General features: G+C 63.7%; 17 protein-coding genes and 1 riboswitch. Of the genes, 12 read left to right on the top strand and 5 right to left on the bottom strand.

Annotation, left to right across the window (positions count from 1 at the left end; genetic code table 11):
• Positions 1-182 precede the first annotated feature (182 nt).
• From RI103_RS03105 to RI103_RS03095, 3 genes are all read left to right on the top strand, one after another.
• The gene (locus RI103_RS03105; RefSeq protein ID WP_310813962.1) at positions 183-962 is read left to right on the top strand and encodes a DeoR/GlpR family DNA-binding transcription regulator; all 780 of its coding nucleotides are present in this window, start codon (positions 183-185) and stop codon (positions 960-962) included.
• Positions 963-1,267: 305 nt separating this feature from the next.
• Positions 1,268-1,465: a hypothetical protein gene (locus tag RI103_RS03100; RefSeq protein WP_006049938.1), complete on the top strand. Its 198-nt coding sequence runs from the start codon at positions 1,268-1,270 to the stop codon at positions 1,463-1,465.
• Between the two features lie 211 nt (positions 1,466-1,676).
• On the top strand, positions 1,677-2,306 hold the full coding sequence (locus RI103_RS03095) for a TetR/AcrR family transcriptional regulator (protein ID WP_310813961.1): 630 nt from the start codon (positions 1,677-1,679) through the stop codon (positions 2,304-2,306).
• Between the two features lie 77 nt (positions 2,307-2,383).
• On the opposite strand, the gene RI103_RS03090 is transcribed toward RI103_RS03095, so the two are convergent.
• A complete protein-coding gene (locus RI103_RS03090; protein ID WP_310813960.1) occupies positions 2,384-2,758 on the bottom strand; it encodes a hypothetical protein in 375 nt (124 codons plus the stop codon).
• Between the two features lie 199 nt (positions 2,759-2,957).
• On the opposite strand from RI103_RS03090, the gene glpD reads away from it, so the two are divergent.
• The 4 genes from glpD to RI103_RS03070 all read left to right on the top strand — a co-directional run bounded on the left by glpD (position 2,958) and on the right by RI103_RS03070 (position 7,811).
• Entirely contained in the window at positions 2,958-4,487 is a 1,530-nt protein-coding gene (gene glpD / locus RI103_RS03085; protein WP_310815157.1) for a glycerol-3-phosphate dehydrogenase, read from the top strand.
• A 173-nt stretch (positions 4,488-4,660) separates the two neighbouring features.
• On the top strand, positions 4,661-6,160 hold the full coding sequence (glpK, locus tag RI103_RS03080; RefSeq protein WP_310813959.1) for a glycerol kinase GlpK: 1,500 nt from the start codon (positions 4,661-4,663) through the stop codon (positions 6,158-6,160).
• 86 nt (positions 6,161-6,246) lie between these two features.
• A complete protein-coding gene (locus RI103_RS03075; RefSeq protein ID WP_310813958.1) occupies positions 6,247-6,960 on the top strand; it encodes an MIP/aquaporin family protein in 714 nt (237 codons plus the stop codon).
• A gap of 164 nt (positions 6,961-7,124) precedes the next feature.
• A complete protein-coding gene (locus tag RI103_RS03070; protein WP_310815156.1) occupies positions 7,125-7,811 on the top strand; it encodes an HAD family hydrolase in 687 nt (228 codons plus the stop codon).
• Between the two features lie 246 nt (positions 7,812-8,057).
• Here RI103_RS03070 and ribB read toward each other — a convergent pair whose 3' ends face one another.
• The 4 genes from ribB to RI103_RS03050 form a co-directional block, all read right to left on the bottom strand.
• Positions 8,058-8,777 carry a 3,4-dihydroxy-2-butanone-4-phosphate synthase gene (gene ribB / locus RI103_RS03065; RefSeq protein WP_134457854.1) on the bottom strand — a complete coding sequence of 240 codons (720 nt, stop codon included), beginning with the start codon at positions 8,775-8,777 and terminating at the stop codon, positions 8,058-8,060.
• 147 nt (positions 8,778-8,924) lie between these two features.
• Positions 8,925-9,108: riboswitch (FMN riboswitch) on the bottom strand.
• Positions 9,109-9,227: 119 nt separating this feature from the next.
• A complete protein-coding gene (locus RI103_RS03060) occupies positions 9,228-9,917 on the bottom strand; it encodes an XRE family transcriptional regulator (RefSeq protein ID WP_310813957.1) in 690 nt (229 codons plus the stop codon).
• 186 nt (positions 9,918-10,103) lie between these two features.
• Complete coding sequence (locus RI103_RS03055) at positions 10,104-11,270, bottom strand: MFS transporter (RefSeq protein WP_310813956.1); 1,167 nt, start codon at positions 11,268-11,270, stop codon at positions 10,104-10,106.
• A 16-nt stretch (positions 11,271-11,286) separates the two neighbouring features.
• Positions 11,287-11,685, bottom strand: coding sequence for a VOC family protein (locus tag RI103_RS03050; protein ID WP_310813955.1), 399 nt, complete (start codon positions 11,683-11,685; stop codon positions 11,287-11,289).
• A 110-nt stretch (positions 11,686-11,795) separates the two neighbouring features.
• Between RI103_RS03050 and RI103_RS03045 the strand changes: the two genes are divergently transcribed.
• The 5 genes from RI103_RS03045 to RI103_RS03025 all read left to right on the top strand — a co-directional run bounded on the left by RI103_RS03045 (position 11,796) and on the right by RI103_RS03025 (position 16,667).
• Positions 11,796-12,779 carry a LysR family transcriptional regulator gene (locus tag RI103_RS03045; protein ID WP_310813954.1) on the top strand — a complete coding sequence of 328 codons (984 nt, stop codon included), beginning with the start codon at positions 11,796-11,798 and terminating at the stop codon, positions 12,777-12,779.
• A gap of 139 nt (positions 12,780-12,918) precedes the next feature.
• Positions 12,919-14,292: a tRNA (N6-isopentenyl adenosine(37)-C2)-methylthiotransferase MiaB gene (gene miaB / locus RI103_RS03040; RefSeq protein ID WP_310813953.1), complete on the top strand. Its 1,374-nt coding sequence runs from the start codon at positions 12,919-12,921 to the stop codon at positions 14,290-14,292.
• A gap of 33 nt (positions 14,293-14,325) precedes the next feature.
• Positions 14,326-15,405 carry a PhoH family protein gene (locus RI103_RS03035; protein ID WP_310813952.1) on the top strand — a complete coding sequence of 360 codons (1,080 nt, stop codon included), beginning with the start codon at positions 14,326-14,328 and terminating at the stop codon, positions 15,403-15,405.
• Between the two features lie 39 nt (positions 15,406-15,444).
• Positions 15,445-15,906 carry an rRNA maturation RNase YbeY gene (gene ybeY / locus RI103_RS03030; protein WP_310813951.1) on the top strand — a complete coding sequence of 154 codons (462 nt, stop codon included), beginning with the start codon at positions 15,445-15,447 and terminating at the stop codon, positions 15,904-15,906.
• Between the two features lie 59 nt (positions 15,907-15,965).
• Positions 15,966-16,667, top strand: coding sequence for a gamma-glutamylcyclotransferase (locus RI103_RS03025; protein ID WP_310813950.1), 702 nt, complete (start codon positions 15,966-15,968; stop codon positions 16,665-16,667).
• Positions 16,668-16,707 lie beyond the last annotated feature (40 nt).

The following is a 16,707-nucleotide window of genomic DNA, read 5'->3' as shown; positions in this document are numbered from 1 at the left end:
GTAAACGGCCTGAATGGGTCGCCGCGTGGTCGTCTCATCCTATGCATGTCACACGAGTTGGCAGACAAGGCGCGCGATGGTCTTACAATACGCTCACCCCCGTTCGCATCTCAGCCGCTTACCGGCTTTGCCTGGCGCGTCGGCAGCGGGCAACGCAGACAAGAACCCACGAACCGAAACACATGACCCGAGACCCCCGCCTGACTCTCAATGCCCGGCAACAGGAACTGCTGGAATGGGTGCAACGCGACGGCTTCGTGACCGTGGACGACCTCGCGGCTCACTTCGACGTGACGCCGCAGACGATCCGCCGCGACGTCAACTGGCTCGCCGACATGAACCTGCTGCGCCGCTATCACGGCGGCGCGAGTCTGCCCACCAGCTCCGAAAACGTCTCCTACACGGCGCGTCAGCGCATGTTCCATGACGAGAAGCGGCGCATTGCGGCGCTAGTGGCCACTCACATTCCGGATCAGGCCTCGCTCTTCATCAACCTCGGCACCACCACCGAAGAAGTCGCTCGCGCGCTCAATCGCCACCGCGGCCTGCGCGTGATCACCAACAATCTGAACGTCGCCAGCATGATGAGCGGCTATCCGGATTGCGAGGTGCTGGTGACGGGCGGCATCGTGCGGCCGTGGGACAAAGGAATCGTCGGCGAACTGGCGATCGATTTCATCCGCCAGTTCAAGGTGGACTTCGCGATCATCGGCACGTCGAGCATCGAAACGGACGGCACGCTGCGCGATTTCGACACGCGCGAAGTGCGCGTGGCCGAGGCAATCATGCAGCATGCTCGCACCGTGTTCCTCGCCGCCGACAACTCGAAATTCGGCCGGCCAGCGCTAGTTCGCCAAGGCCATCTCGATCAGATCGACGCCTTGTTCACCGACGTCGCACCGCCCGCCGAGATGACCGAAACGCTCACAGCCGCCAACTGCCAGGTGTATATCGCCGAGTAATGCCAGGCGTTCTCCGCCATGTTGCAGCGCACGCAAAACTTCGAGTGAAATCAAGGATCTGGCCGCGGCTGCCAACCGCCGATGAGGCGCCCAATTGTCAAAGGGAGAATTTACTGGGGCGGATTTGGTGTTTAACGTGCGGTTGACTACACTCCAGTTCCCCGGCGTACGTTCCGCATTCTGCGTAGAGCCGGTACGTGAAACTGTCGCGTGAAGCCGTACCTCCCGCTTGATCCTCTGCGGACTCACTGGTTTGAGCCAGTCGCCCACAAGGCCGTCCGCGTTTGCTTGACATGGAGAGAACGATGCTGAGTCCGCATGAATTCGCCACGTTGTTGCTCGTCAAAGACGCTCCCAATCAGGTCGACATGGAGCGAGAAGAACTCGACGCCCTTCTGGAACGCCAATTGGTGCAACTCGAACGGCTCGCGTCGGGCAACGAACAATGGCGCGTGACTGAAAGCGGCGATAGCGCATTGCGGGCGATCAAGCGTCTTTCCTAGTTTTCCCATGGTTTCATTGTGTCTCGCGGCCGGACGGGCAGGCGACGTCCGGCGCTGTGACAGCGGGTGCGCCGCGCTTTGATTGTGCGCGCCCTCACTACTTTGAAATCTCTCTCTTCGTTCGAAAAGCAGGACGCCACCTGGCGTCCGCTTGATTGTGCCCAAATCATTTACACAGTAAATTGACGCGACGGACTTTCAGCCTTCGCGCATGCCCAAAACCCTCTCCCCCGACGACGTCCAGCAATTCCGCGAGGCCATGCGGCGCGTGGCCGAGAACGCGTTCGCCACGCGTGGCGCACAGGGTGTGACGATGCGTGAACTGGCCAAGGAGTTGGGTTGCAGCGCGATGACGCCCTATCGCTACTTCCGCGACAAGGACGAGATTCTCGCGATGGTGCGCGCCGCGGCGTTCAATCGCTTTGCGGCGCGCCTCGAAGCGGCCGCGAAGACCGCCGCCGGCACGGATCACTCCGTGGTGAGCGACGCCTACGTGGCGTTCGCATTCGACGAACCGCACGCCTATCGGCTGATGTTCGATCTGGCTCAGCAGGCAGGCGTCTATCCGGAACTCGCCAGCGCTTCACAGCGCGCGTGGCGCATGCTCGGTGAGCACTTCGAGCAGCTGGTCGCAGCGGGCATTCTGGAAGGCGATCCGCAACTGATTGGTTACGCGTATTGGGCGAGTCTGCATGGCTTCACCATGCTGGCGCTGGCCAATCAGTTGCCGTTGCCACAGGCGCAGCAATCCGCCGACGCCGGCAACGCACTGACGCGCGAAGCCGTGTTCGCGCAGATTCGCCGCATGCTGTGGCGCGGCGCGCAGCCGCAGCGCGGCTAGCACCGACCGCGCGGGTCTCGGTTCGGCAATAGGCAACCAGCGGACCAGCGGCCTCGACGAAGCCGGCCAACCCGGCCTCACCCGTTGCGCAAGGTCGGATCGACGGCCGAGCGCCAGCTCAACGCCTTGGCCCGCTGGTCGGTGAAGAACGTCACCCACTGATTACGCAGTTGCGGATCGGTGCTCGCGCCCTGACTCGCGTAACGCTGCGCGATCGACGTCTGAAACGCGCAGAAATCGTCCTTCGACAACTTTCCGTGCCGGTTCGCCACGTACGCGTCGAACATCGCTGCGTAGACGCCTTGCGCGTCGTTGCCGTAGTCGACCGGCTGGGCACTGCACATCTGCTGCAACGCCACGAACGATGGCGCACCCATCGTTCCGCTCAGGCTCGGCGAGCTGACACATCCCGCGAGAAGCGTAGCGGCACCGATCATCAAAAGTCCACGCATGAGTTCACCTCGAAATGGCTGCTGCCGAGAGTATCGTCCGTGGCCGCGCGTTGCGCCACTACCCGATGGATCGCTAGAAGGTCGTCCAGACAAAGCGAACTTTACTTTTTCGAATATGTTCATTAAAGTTCGAAAACGAACACTATTGCTTCGATAGAGTTTCCAACGCCTTTCAGATATGACGCAGGGGACACAGCAGGTGACGCAAGGCTCGAGATACGATTTGCTCGTCGTGGGCGGCGGGATCAACGGCGCAGGCATCGCTCGCGATGCGGCGGGCCGCGGCCTGTCGGTGCTGCTCTGCGAACAGGACGATCTGGCGGCGCACACGTCGTCGGCCAGCACGAAGCTGATTCACGGCGGTCTGCGCTATCTGGAATATCGCGAGTTCGGCCTGGTGCGCAAAGCGCTGCAGGAGCGCGAAACGCTGCTGCGCGCCGCGCCGCACATCATGTGGCCGCTGCGCTTCGTGATGCCGCACATGCCCGATCTGCGCCCGGCGTGGCTGATCCGCGCCGGCCTCTTTCTGTACGACCATCTCGCCAAACGCGAACTGCTGCCCGGTTCGCGCGGCATCGTGATGCGCAATCATGCGGCGGGCGCGCCGCTGATCGATTCGATCAAGCGCGGCTTCGTGTACTCGGACGGCTGGGTCAACGACGCGCGTCTGGTCGTGTTAAACGCGCTGGATGCCCAGGAGCACGGCGCGAAAATTCTCACGCGCACGAAACTGCTGAGCGCCGTGCGCGCGGGCGGTGAATGGCGCGCGCAACTCAAGCGTGCGGACGGCACGATTCTGGACGTGCGCGCCGCCTCGATTGCGAACGCCGCGGGCCCGTGGGTCGGCGAACTGCTGCAAGGCGCGCTCGGCCGCGCCGCGTCACACAGCGTGCGGCTGGTGAAAGGCAGCCACATCGTCACGCGGCGTCTGTTCGATCACGACCACGCGTACATCTTCCAGAATCCCGACAAGCGCATCATCTTCGCCATTCCGTACGAACACGACTACACGCTGATCGGCACGACGGATATCGAATATCGCGGCGACCCGTCGCAAGTGGCGATCAACGCCGAAGAAACGCAGTACCTGTGCGACTCGATCAATCGTTATTTCAAGCAGAAGATCGCGCCGGCCGACGTGCGCTGGACTTATTCGGGCGTGCGTCCGCTGCTCGAAGAAGAAGGCGCGGACAACCCCTCAGCGGTCACGCGCGACTACTCGCTCGAACTCGACGCGCCCGCAGGCGAAGCGCCGCTGCTGTCGGTGTTCGGCGGCAAGATCACGACCTTCCGCAAACTCGCGGAAGAAGCCGTCGACAAACTCGCGGATGCGCTGCACCACGGCGCGTCTTCGTGGACGGCCGGCGCGCCGTTGCCCGGCGGCGACATTCCGAACGCCAACTTCGAGCGTTTTCTCAGCGAATTCGAGCAGCAGCATGCCTGGCTGCCGGCCGCTCTGGCGTACCGCCTTGCGCGAGCCTACGGCACGCGCGTCAAGCATGTGGTCGGCAACGCGCGTTCCGTGGCGGATCTCGGCCGCGCCTTCGCGCCAGGCCTGTACGAAGCGGAACTGACTTACCTGCGCGACACCGAATGGGCGCGCAGCGCGCAGGACGTGCTGTGGCGCCGTTCGAAACTCGGCCTGCACGTCGAACCCGGCACGCTCGATTCGATCACACGCGATATCGACGCGTGGTTCGCTCGCGAACCCGAGCGACAGAGCGCATAGTCAGACATCGCCACGCGGCGCGCGCTGCTTCCGAACGAACCGGATCGATTCACCTCTCGGCTGGACCAGGCCGGGCCGCACCGTCACACGAGTTGCGGCCCGCTTAAAACTACAAGCCGTTCCCGTCGCCGGCTATCCGTCCGGCGATTCATAAAACGCATGGAGAAGAGACAATGCAGGACCAGTACATCCTCGCGCTTGACCAAGGCACCACCAGCTCCCGCGCGATGCTGTTCGACCGGCTCGGCAATATCGTGTCGACCGCTCAGAAGGAGTTCGAGCAAATCTATCCGCGTCCGGGCTGGGTCGAACACGATCCGCAGGAAATCTGGTCGACCCAGGCGGGCGTCGCCGCCGAAGCCGTGACGCGCGCCGGCATGAATGGCGCCTCGATCGCCGCGATCGGCATCACCAATCAGCGCGAAACCACCATTGTTTGGGATCGCGAAACCGGCCATCCGATCTATAACGCGATCGTCTGGCAGGACCGCCGCACCGCCGACTTCTGCGACCAGTTGAAGGAACAGGGCCTTGAGGAAAAAGTCCGCGCCAAAACCGGTCTGCCGATCGATTCGTACTTCTCCGCGACCAAGATCCGCTGGATTCTCGACAACGTCGAAGGCGCGCGCGAAAAAGCCAAACACGGGCGTCTCGCGTTCGGCACCGTCGATAGCTGGCTGGTGTGGAATTTCACCAAAGGCGGCCTGCATGTCACCGACGTCACCAACGCGTCGCGCACGATGCTCTTCAACATCCACTCGCTGAAGTGGGACGACGAACTGCTCGAAGCGCTCGACATTCCGCGCAGCATGCTGCCGGAAGTGCGGCCTTCGTCGGAAGTGTACGGGCCGACCAAGACCACCGTGTTCGCTTCGAAGATTCCGCTCGCGGGCATCGCCGGCGATCAGCACGCCGCCCTCTTCGGCCAGATGTGCACGGAGTCGGGCATGGTGAAGAACACCTACGGCACCGGCTGCTTCCTCGTGATGAACACCGGCGACAAGCCGATCGAATCGAAGAACAATCTCGTCACCACGATTGCGTGGCAGATCGGCGAGCAGATCAATTACGCGCTCGAAGGCAGCATCTTCATTGGCGGCGCGGTGGTGCAATGGCTGCGCGACGGCCTCGGCATCATCAAGAACGCCGCTGAAATCGAAACGCTGGCGCGCAGCGTGTCCCACTCCGACGGCGTGTATCTGGTGCCTGCCTTCGCCGGCCTCGGCGCGCCGCATTGGAATGCGCGTGCTCGCGGCACGCTGTTCGGCGTGACACGCGGCACGACCTCGGCGCATATCGCGCGCGCCGCGCTCGACTCGATCGCCTATCAGGCGCTCGACGTGTTGAAGGCGATGGAAGCCGACTCCGGCATTCGCATCGGCGAATTGCGCGTGGACGGCGGCGCCTGCGCGAATAATCTGCTGATGCAATTCCAGGCGGACATTCTTGGCGTCGACGCAGTGCGCCCCAAGGTGGCGGAAACGACCGCGTTGGGCGCGGCTTATCTGGCCGGACTCGCGGTCGGTTACTGGAAAGACGTCGACGAACTGCAAAGCCAGTGGAAGCTCGACCGCCGCTTTACACCCGCCCTGCCGCATGCCGAAGTCAGGGAATGCCTCGACGGCTGGCAGCGCGCGATTCGCGCCGCGAAGGCCTGGGCCGATACGCCCTGAGCGCGTCTTTCACCACTTCTCTTTCGACAATAAAGAAGCCGCTTATCCCGCGGCTTCCCTAATAACGTTATTTCGGATAACAAACGATGTCCCCTTATATTGCTGAATTCATCGGCACGGCGCTCGTGGTGCTGCTCGGCGACGGCGCCGTCGCCAACGTGCTGCTCGCGCGAACCAAGGGCAAAGGCGCGGACCTGATCGTGATCGTCATGGGCTGGGCGATGGCCGTGTTCATCGCCGTGTACGTCACCGCGTCGTTCAGCGGCGCTCATCTGAATCCCGTCGTGACCATCAGCCTCGCGTTGGCCGGCAAATTCGCCTGGGCCAAAGTGCCCGGCTATGTGACGGCGCAAATGCTCGGCGGCATGGCCGGCGCGCTGCTCGTGTGGATGGCGTACCGCCAGCACTTCGCAAAAGAAGGCGATGCCGACGTGAAACTCGGTGTGTTCTGCACGTCGCCCGCGATTCGCAGCGTGCCGCATAACTTGGTCACGGAAATGATCGCCACGTTCGTGCTGATTCTGGGCGTGCTGTATCTCGCTTCGCCACAAGTCGGTCTCGGCGCGCTCGACGCGCTGCCGGTCGGCCTGCTGGTTCTCGGCATCGGCATCTCGCTCGGCGGCCCGACCGGTTACGCGATGAGTCCCGCGCGCGATCTGTCGCCGCGTTTGATGCACGCGCTGCTGCCGATTCCGGGCAAGCGCGATAGCGACTGGCACTATGCGTGGATTCCGGTTTGTGGTCCGCTGCTGGGCGGCGCGGCGGCAGCGTGTCTGTATCTTTACCTGCACGTGCGCTGATCTGGCCGCGTGTGTGGAACTCGCCTCAGGCGTACATCGCGGTGCGCCTGAGAAGGAGTCACGGAAAGCGGCGGCGCCGCGCAACCGGCGCCAAAGCACGTATCATGACGCTTTCACTCTCCGCGCATAGGCTTGCCCATGCGCCTAGTTTTTCGTTTTCAGGCATGATCGACCACCTCATCTGTGACTGCGACGGCGTGCTCGTCGACAGCGAAATCATCGCTGACCGCGTGATGCTCGAAACACTGACCGCGACCTTCCCCGGCCTCGACTTCGAACCCATCGTCAAAACGGCTTTTGGTCAGCAAACGTCGCGCTTTCTCGAAAGCATCGAGAAGTCATTCGACATCACGCTGCCCGCGAACTTTTTCGACACCATCGAACACAACGTCGAGCTGGAGCTCGCGGCTTCGCTCAGCCCGATCAACGGCGTGCGCGATGCCTTGCAACGCGTCACCCTGCCGGCCGCCGTCGTATCGAACAGCCGCATGAAGCGCGTGAACGCGTCGGTGCGGCGCGCGGGTTTGCAGCAGATTTTCGGCGAGCGCATTTTCAGCGCGGAACAAGTGGCGCGGCCGAAGCCTTACCCCGATGTGTATCTGTTCGCCGCGAAAACGCTGGGCGTGCAGCCATCACGATGTGTGGTGGTGGAAGACAGCGTGGCAGGTTTGAATGCCGCGCGCGCGGCGGGGATGAAGACAATCGCTTTCGTCGGCGCGAGCCACATTCCCGATGGCTATGCGGACGCGCTGCGCAAGATGGGCATGACGCGGATCATGCAGCACATGGATGAATTGCCCGCGTTGGTCGAAGCGGGCGTGCGTGGCGAGTTCGGCGACGTGCAGTCGTAGGCGTTCGCGGCATCCGGAAAGCCGGCTGCATTGCCCGTGTGCGCAGCGGATTTGACGACATACAACCGCGGCCGTTCGCGGCAATAGAAAAAGTGACTGGAATTCCGGTGTGCGCGGCGAATTCAACGACAGCAATCGTTGCCGTTCGCGCCCAAAAAAGAAAAGCCGGCTGCGCAAGCCGGCTTTTTCACATCATCACTGCACGCGAGTGCACGCGTCATGCCACGCGTTCGCACTCGCCTCGCATCACGCCTCGTCAGCCACGCATTCGCGCGCCTGCGCCAGCGCCTGACGAAACTCCACCAGCTCGGCGATGGTCAGCATCGGCAGATTGTGTTGCGCAGCGAAGCGCTCCACATCCGCGCCGCGCGTCATCGTGCCGTCCGGGTTCATCAGTTCGCACAGCACGCCGGCCGGCTTCAGACCCGCGAGAATCGCGAGGTCGACCGTACCTTCGGTGTGGCCACGACGTGCCAGCACACCGCCGGGTTGCGCGCGCAACGGGAACACATGACCTGGACGCACGATATCGGCGGGCTTAGCCGTATCGGCAATCGCGGCGCGAATCGTCGTCACGCGATCGAGCGCGGACACGCCGGTGGTCACGCCGTCGCGTGCTTCGATCGAGACCGTGAACGCGGTGCCGTGACGGCTTTCGTTGTTGACGGCCATTGGCGGCAGTTCGAGCGCGCGGATCTTTTCGTCGGGCAGGCACAGGCACACGATGCCGCTGCATTCGCGGATCAGCAACGCCATGGTTTCGACGGACAGACGCTCGGCGGACACGATCAGATCGGCTTCGTTCTCGCGATCGTGGTCGTCTTGCAGAACGACAGCGCGGCCATCGCGCATGGCTTGCAACGCGGCGGCGATACGCGGCGGAACGGCTTCGGTGTCGAGCAGCGGAAGATCGAGGAATGCGCTATCCGCAATCGTCGACGGAGCAGGAAAAGTAGCAAAGGTCATGAATGAAACGCTCATCGCAAAAGTTGGGCGAGAAACGTTTCAGGGCATTGCAAACAGACAAAGACGCGCCGTTGAACGCCGCGCAAAGCGACGCTCGCGCACCGCCCGAACCTGCAAGCGGCGCCACGGAAACGAACATGACTATCTGCACATCTTCTTCCATCCGGACTCTGACCGTCGGCTCTGGCTTCTCACCAGATCTGCTGACCCCGTGTCGACCTTTCCTGTTCGGAAGGCCGTACGACGCGGGCGCTCGCGGGCTCACCGGCTCACGCTTTCGCGCTGCCGGCATACCGCCGGTGGGGAATTTCACCCCGCCCTGAAGACGCACTGATTGCCGGATCAACCGGCTGGCAGAGCATACAACAGTCGCGCCGCACGTGCAGCGCAACCCTACTGGTCAGACGGAAATCACCGATTTCAGGCACATCCGTCCGTAAAAGATGCAGATCAAACCGGTGCGGCCTCGCGCGCCGGCTCGTGGTGGGCGGGCACGTCCCAGCGCGGCGGCGTCTCCGCCTTCAGCGTCACACGAAACGCGCGCGCTTCCGTGTCGCCGGGATTGCGCAGGCTATGCGGCTGGTCGGCGTCGAACACGATCGCGTCGCCGGTGGCGAGCAACTGGCGTTGATCGTGCACGCTGACTTCCAGCGTGCCTTCGCTCACCACCAGATTCACCGTCGTGCCCGGTGCGCGGCGTGTGCCGGCTTCGGTATGCAACGGCGCGATACGCAGCTCGTGAAACTCGGCGGCGGTCGGCTCGGTGTCGGGATAAAGCGGCCTGGCCGAATAACGTCCATTCGAACTGACGACGCGCGACGAGCGCTCCGCCGGCAAATGCTCGAAGCCGTTGGTCGCGTGACGCCGCAAAAAGGCGGCCACCGACACTTTCAACGCAGCGGCTACTTTGCACAGCACCTTGATGGACGGCACGCTGCGCGCCGACTCGATCTGCGCGAGCATCGCACGCGACACGCCGGACGCGCGGGCCAAAGCGTCGAGCGACAATTGCCGCTCGGCGCGCAAACGGGCGAGATTCACGCCGACCAGATGTTCGAGTGCATCGAAGGGATCGGCGGCACGCGGCAACGCATCGGTGTCAGCCGTGGGATCGCGTACCAGCGCAAGCGGGGAATGCATGATTGCCTCCAGGAGCGCCGCCAGACGGCGGGCAAGCGGTTAGTGGAAGCAAGATAGCATCGCGCCCCGCCGTGCCCAACGAAGTTATCTTCACACTGTTATCAGCATTGCGGAGGAGGTTTTCCGCAATGCTTGTGCGAATTTTTCATAAGGGCGCAGGCGCGGCCGGTTCACGGCCATGCGTCCTCACGCCCCCTGCGCCACCGTCGCCGCCGGCGCATCCATACGCGCCGCGAACCACGTCAGCAACAACGCCGCCACGCTGACCGCGGCCGCCACCCACGGCAAGGTATCGAGCGAATGGCCGTGATTGATCACCAGACCGCCGAGCCACGCGCCGCCCGCATTGCCGACATTGAACGCGCCGATGTTCAACGTCGAAGCCAGATTCGGCGCCGCAGCCGCCTTCTCGACCACGCGCATCTGCAACGGCGGCACGGTGGCGAACGCAGCAATGCCCCACGCGAAGATAGTGACCGCCGCGGCCACCTGCGAATGGCTGGTGCGCGCGAAGATCGCCATCACGACCGCGAGCGCGACCAGAATGCCCATCAGCGAAGGCATCAACGCACGGTCCGCCAGCTTGCCGCCGACCGTATTGCCGATCGTCAGGCCCACGCCGAACAACACCAGAATCAGCGTGACGCCGCGCGGCGAGAAGCCGCTTACCTGCTCCAGAATCGGCGCGATGTAGGTGAACACGACGAACACGCCGCCGAAGCCGAGCACCGTCATCGCGAGCGCGGTCCAGACTTGCGGGTCCTTCAACACGCGCACTTCGTGACCGAGGCCGACCGGGCCGGCGTCATGACGATTCGGCACCAGCGCCGTGACGCCCGCGAGCGAGAGCACGCCGAACGCGCTGACGATCCAGAACGCCGCGCGCCAGCCGAACTCCTGGCCGACGAAGGTGCCGAACGGCACGCCGAGCACGTTCGCCAGCGTCAGGCCGGTGAACATGAGCGCAATCGCGCTGGCGCGCTTGTCGGCCGGCACGAGCGAAGCCGCCACCACGGCGCCGATGCCGAAGAACGAACCGTGCGCGAACGACGTCACCACGCGCGCGATCATCAGCAGGGAATAGCTGGACGCGATCGCGCACAGCGTATTGCCGACGATGAACACGCCCATCAGCAACTGCAGCGCCAGTTTGCGCGGCATCTTGCTGGTCACCACCGCCAGCAGCGGCGCGCCGACCGCGACGCCGAGCGCGTAGCCGCTCACCAGCAAACCCGCCGACGGAATCGACACCGCCAGATCGTGCGCGACCTCGGGCAGCAGGCCCATGATGACGAATTCGGTCGTGCCGATCGCGAAGGCGCTGATCGCCAGCGCCAATAGTGGAATGGGCATTCTTCTTCTCCAGGATTTAAGGTTGAGCGTGATGCAGCGCCGTCACGAATTCGACGACGACGCCCGGCGCGAGCGCCACGAACAGTTGCGCCTGCGCCTCGTGCGGCCCCATCTGCGGCACGTAGGCGGTTTGATAGTCGACGCCGTGCGCATGCAGGCGACCGAGCAGCGCCTGCCATTCGGCGGCGCTCTCCAGCCGGAACGCGATGTGATCGATGCGCGGCGCCGTCCGACCCGTCGCGGCGGGCACCGTCGCGTCGATCAGATGGATCAGCGGGCGGCCGTTCGCGTACAGCCAGTAGCCGCCGATTGAAAACGGCGGCCGCGAGCCCTCGGTCAGCCCGGCGACATCGACGAAAAAATGTCGGGCGGAATCGAGGTCGGCGGTGACGATCGTCGCGTGGTCGAGTTGCATGGCGTGGGCCGCATCAGGGTTTTCCGTGAGCGCATTGTCATGGCTCCGCGTCGATTTGATAATTGGCGTAGCATTTGAAGCATTTTCAAATCTCATTTGAAAGATCCGCCATGGACAACCTCGGTGACATCCGCCTCTTCGTCGAAGCGGCGCAGCAGGGCAGCCTGTCGGCGGCGGGCCGCAAGATGGGCCTGACGCCGGCCGCCGCCAGCGCGCGCCTTGCCAAACTCGAAGCCGGCCTGAAAGCGCGCTTGTTCGAGCGCACCACCCGCCAACTCAGGCTCACCGACGAAGGCCGCCTGTACCTGAATTGCTGCCGTCAGGCGCTGCAATCGCTCGACGACGCCGAAGCCGCCCTGCAAGCAGGCCAGGGCGTCGTGCGCGGCAAGGTGCGGGTCTCGGCGACCTCGGATTTCGGCCGCAATCTGCTGATGCACTGGCTCGACGAATTCAACGCGCTGTATCCGGAAGTCACCTTCGCGCTCACGCTGTCGGACTCGCTGTCGAATCTGGTGCAGGAGGACATCGATCTGGCGATCCGCTTCGGCGTGCCGCAGGACAGTTCGCTGGTCGCCCGCAAGCTGGCGCCAAACCGGCGCGTGCTGTGCGCGTCGCCGGACTACATCGCGCGCAAGGGCGAGCCGAAGGATCCGCACGATCTGGCGAATTTCGACTGCATCGTGCTCGCCACCGCCTCCGGGCTGGCGAACGAGTGGCGCTTCACGCGCGGCGACGAGGTGCAGCACTACACCGTGCCGTTCGAAGCCGCCCGCGAGACCAACGACGGCGCCGTCGCCCGCGAATGGGCACTGCGCGGTTACGGCATCGCGATCAAGTCGATGTGGGATGTGGAAGCAGATCTGCGCGCCGACGGCCTGAAAATCCTGCTGCCGGAATGGCGCTATCCGGACGCGCCGCTGCACGCGCTCTACCATCGCAATCGCTTCATGGCGCCGCGTGTGCGCGTGCTGCTGGATTTCCTGAGCGAGCGTTTCGCGCAGGTATCGGACGAACTGGAAGGTCTGCTGGGCTTGCCGCCGGAGCGGCCGCGCGGCCAGGCGGCCGGGGAAACCGCATCGCGCGAAGGGCTATAATATTGAGCTACGCTGCAAACGTGCCCCGATAGTTGCCCACAGTGGCCAGAAGCGCCGCTCCGCGGCCCGCTCGCACGTTTCGCCCTGTTCACCCCTTAAACGACGCCCCCAGGTTAACCACTGCGACCGGCGAAATTCGATGACCAAGAAAGTTTATGTAAAGACCTTTGGCTGCCAGATGAACGAGTACGACTCCGACAAGATGGTCGACGTACTCGGCGCAGCTGAAGGACTCGTCAAGACCGACACACCGGAAGACGCGGACGTCATTCTGTTCAACACGTGCTCGGTGCGCGAAAAGGCGCAGGAAAAAGTGTTCTCCGACCTCGGCCGCGTGCGCGAGCTGAAGGAAGCGAATCCCAATCTGATCATCGGCGTGGGTGGTTGCGTGGCGAGCCAGGAAGGCGCGGCCATCGTGTCGCGCGCGCCGTATGTCGATCTGGTGTTCGGTCCGCAAACGCTGCACCGCCTGCCGCAAATGATCGACAAGCGCCGCGAAAGCGGCCGCGCGCAAGTGGACATCTCGTTCCCGGAAATCGAAAAGTTCGATCACCTTCCGCCGGCTCGCGTGGACGGCCCGAGCGCGTTCGTGTCGATCATGGAAGGCTGCAGCAAGTACTGCAGCTATTGCGTCGTGCCGTACACGCGCGGTGAAGAAGTGTCGCGTCCGCTGGACGACGTGCTGACCGAAATTGCCGGCCTCGCCGACCAGGGCGTGCGTGAAGTCACGCTGCTCGGCCAGAACGTGAACGCCTATCGCGCCGGCCTCACACTGGGTTCGACGGAAATCGCCGACTTCGCTCAGCTGATCGAATACGTCGCGGATATTCCGGGCATCGAACGGATTCGCTACACCACGTCGCATCCGAAGGAATTCACGCAGCGCCTGATCGACACCTACGCGAAGGTGCCGAAGCTCGTCAGCCACCTGCATCTGCCGGTGCAGCACGGCTCGGACCGTATCCTGATGGCGATGAAGCGTGGCTACACGGTGCTCGAATACAAGTCCGTGATCCGCAAGCTGCGCGCGATCCGCCCCGATCTGTCGCTCTCCACGGACATGATCGTCGGCTTCCCCGGCGAGACGGAAGAAGACTTCGACAAGATGATGGCGCTCGTGCACGAGATGAAGTACGACACCAGCTTCTCGTTCATCTACAGTCCGCGCCCCGGCACGCCCGCCGCGAATCTGCACGACGACACGCCGCGTGAAGTGAAGCTCAAGCGTCTGCAACATTTGCAGGCCACCATCGAGGAAAACGTGCAGCGCATCAGCGATTCGATGGTCGGCAAGATCGAGCGTATTCTGGTTGAGCGCCCGGCCCGCAAGGATCCGAATGAACTCGCCGGCCGCACCGAGAACAACCGCGTGGTGAATTTCCCAGCGCCGGTGGCATCGCACGCAAGGCTGATCGGCCAGATGGTCGACGTGAAAATCGTCCATGCGTACCCACATTCGCTACGTGGCGAGCTCGTGCTGGTTCATGACGACGCCCCGGCCACGACCCACTAAGCGTATCGAAACCGACAGGATCGAACCACCGCCTTGAAGACCACTCAGCAGCATCTGGAATTCACCGCACCGCGCGAAGACAACGCGCGGCTCGCCAACCTCTGCGGCCCGCTCGACGAAAATCTGCGCCAGATCGAGCAGGCGCTCGACGTGACGCTGCAACGCCGTGGCCACCGCATCACGATTCGCGGGCGCGGCGCGAAACTCGCGCTCACCGCGCTCGAGAACTTCTACAACAATGCCCGCGAGCCGCTGTCGGTCGACGACATCCAGCTCGCGCTGGTCGAAGTGCGCCACCCGGCGCGCCATCGCACGAACGGCAACGGCAATGGTCACAGCGATGCAACGGGCGACGCGCGTTTCCCCGGCAATCCGGATCATCCGTTCGACCAGCCCGCGGACGCCGGCGACGACGATCTCGAAGAACTCGGCCCGAAGCTGTACACGCGGCGCGCGGATTTGCGCGGCCGCACGCCGGCGCAGCGCGACTACCTGAAGCAGATCATTTCGCACGACGTGACCTTCGGCATCGGTCCAGCCGGCACCGGCAAGACCTATCTCGCGGTGGCTTGCGCAGTGGATGCGCTCGAACGCGATCAGGTCAAGCGCATCGTGCTGACCCGTCCGGCGGTCGAAGCAGGCGAGCGTCTCGGCTTCCTGCCGGGCGATCTGGCGCAAAAGGTCGATCCGTACCTGCGTCCTTTGTACGACGCGCTGTACGACCTGCTCGGTTTCGACAAGACCGCCAAGATGTTCGAGCGGCAGATGATCGAAATCGCGCCGCTTGCGTACATGCGCGGCCGCACGTTGAACCACGCGTTCATCATCCTCGACGAGGCGCAGAACACCACGCCCGAACAGATGAAGATGTTCCTCACGCGGATCGGCTTCGGCTCGAAGGCGGTGGTTACCGGCGACACGACCCAGGTCGACTTGCCGCGCGGCCACAAGAGCGGGCTGATCGAAGCGCAACAGGTGCTGGCCGACGTGCGGGGCATTGCGCTCACGCGCTTTACCAGCGCCGACGTGGTGCGGCATCCGCTGGTCGCGCGAATTGTGGAGGCGTACGATGCGCATTCGCAGAAAACCGCCGGCCCGGTGGATTCGCGCTGATCGCCGGCCGCCGCAACCAAAGCAACAAACCGAAACCGCATGAGCCGCACCCCGAAACTGACGTTGAATCTGCAATTCCCCGCCGCCAAGGCCTGGCCGGAACACAAGGCGCTGCTATCGCGCGCCACCGTGGCCGGCTGGATCAAGGCGGCGCTCTTCGCGGACGGCGAACTGACGGTGCGTTTCGTCGATGCCGAAGAAGGCCGCACGCTGAACCGCACCTATCGCGGCAAGGATTATTCGACCAACGTGCTGACTTTCGCCTATGCCGAATCGGAAGACGATCCGGTAACGGGCGACCTGATCCTGTGCTGCCCGGTGGTCGAGAGAGAAGCCGTTGAGCAAGGCAAGCCGCTCATCGCGCACTACGCGCATCTGCTCGTGCACGGCACGCTCCATGCCCAGGGCTACGACCACGAAGTCGAGGAGGAAGCCGAGGAAATGGAAGCGATCGAAACGGAAATCCTCGGCAAGCTTGGCTTTCCCGATCCTTACCAATAGGCGCCGGCTTCGATAACCATCCACGCGTCGCCAACGTCCAATCCGTGCAAAACCCAATCGTGAGCACCTCTTCCCCCGAAGCCGACACCCGAACGCCCTGCCCGGACTATCCGCCGACGCTCGGCGAATCGCGGCTCCTGACAGACGAGGAACTGCGGGCGTCGCTCGACTGCACGCTGCGCGACTGGGACCGCAAGAGCGATCTCTGGCTGTTCGGCTATGGTTCACTGATCTGGAATCCCGGCCTGCCCACCGTCGAAGCCACCCGCTCGAAAGTCCACGGTTATCACCGTGGGCTCTACCTGTGGTCGCGCGTGAACCGCGGCACGCCCGAGCAGCCAGGTCTCGTGCTCGCGCTCGATCGCGGCGGCTCGTGCACCGGCATTGCGTTCCGGCTCGCAGCCGAAGGCTCGATGCCACACCTCGAAGCGCTCTGGCGCCGCGAGATGGCAATGGGTTCGTATCGTCCCGCGTGGCTACCGTGCGTGCTCGCCGACGGCCGACGCGTCGATGCGCTCGCCTTCGTAATGCGCCGCGACGTGCCGAGCTACACCGGCAAGTTGCGCGACGACATCGTCAAAACCGTGTTCGGCTGCGCGTCCGGGCGCTACGGCACGACGCTCGACTACGTCAGCCGTACGGTGCATGCGCTGCGTGAGAGCGGCATGCCCGACCGCGCGCTCGAAGCGCTGCTCGAACGCTGCCGCGAGGAAAGCCGCGAAGCAGACCTGAAAGCAGCGCGAAAATCAGACCAGAAATAACCGCCACGAGCAGCGCTTTTTTTCCTGGGAACGCTTTTCC

Origin of the sequence: Paraburkholderia sp. FT54, assembly GCF_031585635.1 — a bacterium.
Lineage (GTDB): Bacteria > Pseudomonadota > Gammaproteobacteria > Burkholderiales > Burkholderiaceae > Paraburkholderia.
This window is presented reverse-complemented; position numbering and strand designations above follow the sequence as displayed.

Excerpts from the sequence above, each read along its gene's own strand:
- RI103_RS03095 (WP_310813961.1), top strand. The coding sequence starts at position 1,677 with ATGCCCAAAACCCTCTCCCCCGACGACGTCCAGCAATTCCGCGAGGCC.
- RI103_RS03050 (WP_310813955.1), bottom strand. The coding sequence starts at position 11,685 with ATGCAACTCGACCACGCGACGATCGTCACCGCCGACCTCGATTCCGCC.
- glpK (WP_310813959.1), top strand. The coding sequence starts at position 4,661 with ATGCAGGACCAGTACATCCTCGCGCTTGACCAAGGCACCACCAGCTCC.
- miaB (WP_310813953.1), top strand. The coding sequence starts at position 12,919 with ATGACCAAGAAAGTTTATGTAAAGACCTTTGGCTGCCAGATGAACGAG.
- RI103_RS03055 (WP_310813956.1), bottom strand. The coding sequence starts at position 11,270 with ATGCCCATTCCACTATTGGCGCTGGCGATCAGCGCCTTCGCGATCGGC.
- ribB (WP_134457854.1), bottom strand. The coding sequence starts at position 8,777 with ATGACCTTTGCTACTTTTCCTGCTCCGTCGACGATTGCGGATAGCGCA.
- RI103_RS03105 (WP_310813962.1), top strand. The coding sequence starts at position 183 with ATGACCCGAGACCCCCGCCTGACTCTCAATGCCCGGCAACAGGAACTG.
- RI103_RS03090 (WP_310813960.1), bottom strand. The coding sequence starts at position 2,758 with ATGCGTGGACTTTTGATGATCGGTGCCGCTACGCTTCTCGCGGGATGT.
- RI103_RS03100 (WP_006049938.1), top strand. The coding sequence starts at position 1,268 with ATGCTGAGTCCGCATGAATTCGCCACGTTGTTGCTCGTCAAAGACGCT.
- ybeY (WP_310813951.1), top strand. The coding sequence starts at position 15,445 with ATGAGCCGCACCCCGAAACTGACGTTGAATCTGCAATTCCCCGCCGCC.
- RI103_RS03045 (WP_310813954.1), top strand. The coding sequence starts at position 11,796 with ATGGACAACCTCGGTGACATCCGCCTCTTCGTCGAAGCGGCGCAGCAG.
- RI103_RS03060 (WP_310813957.1), bottom strand. The coding sequence starts at position 9,917 with ATGCATTCCCCGCTTGCGCTGGTACGCGATCCCACGGCTGACACCGAT.
- RI103_RS03070 (WP_310815156.1), top strand. The coding sequence starts at position 7,125 with ATGATCGACCACCTCATCTGTGACTGCGACGGCGTGCTCGTCGACAGC.
- RI103_RS03075 (WP_310813958.1), top strand. The coding sequence starts at position 6,247 with ATGTCCCCTTATATTGCTGAATTCATCGGCACGGCGCTCGTGGTGCTG.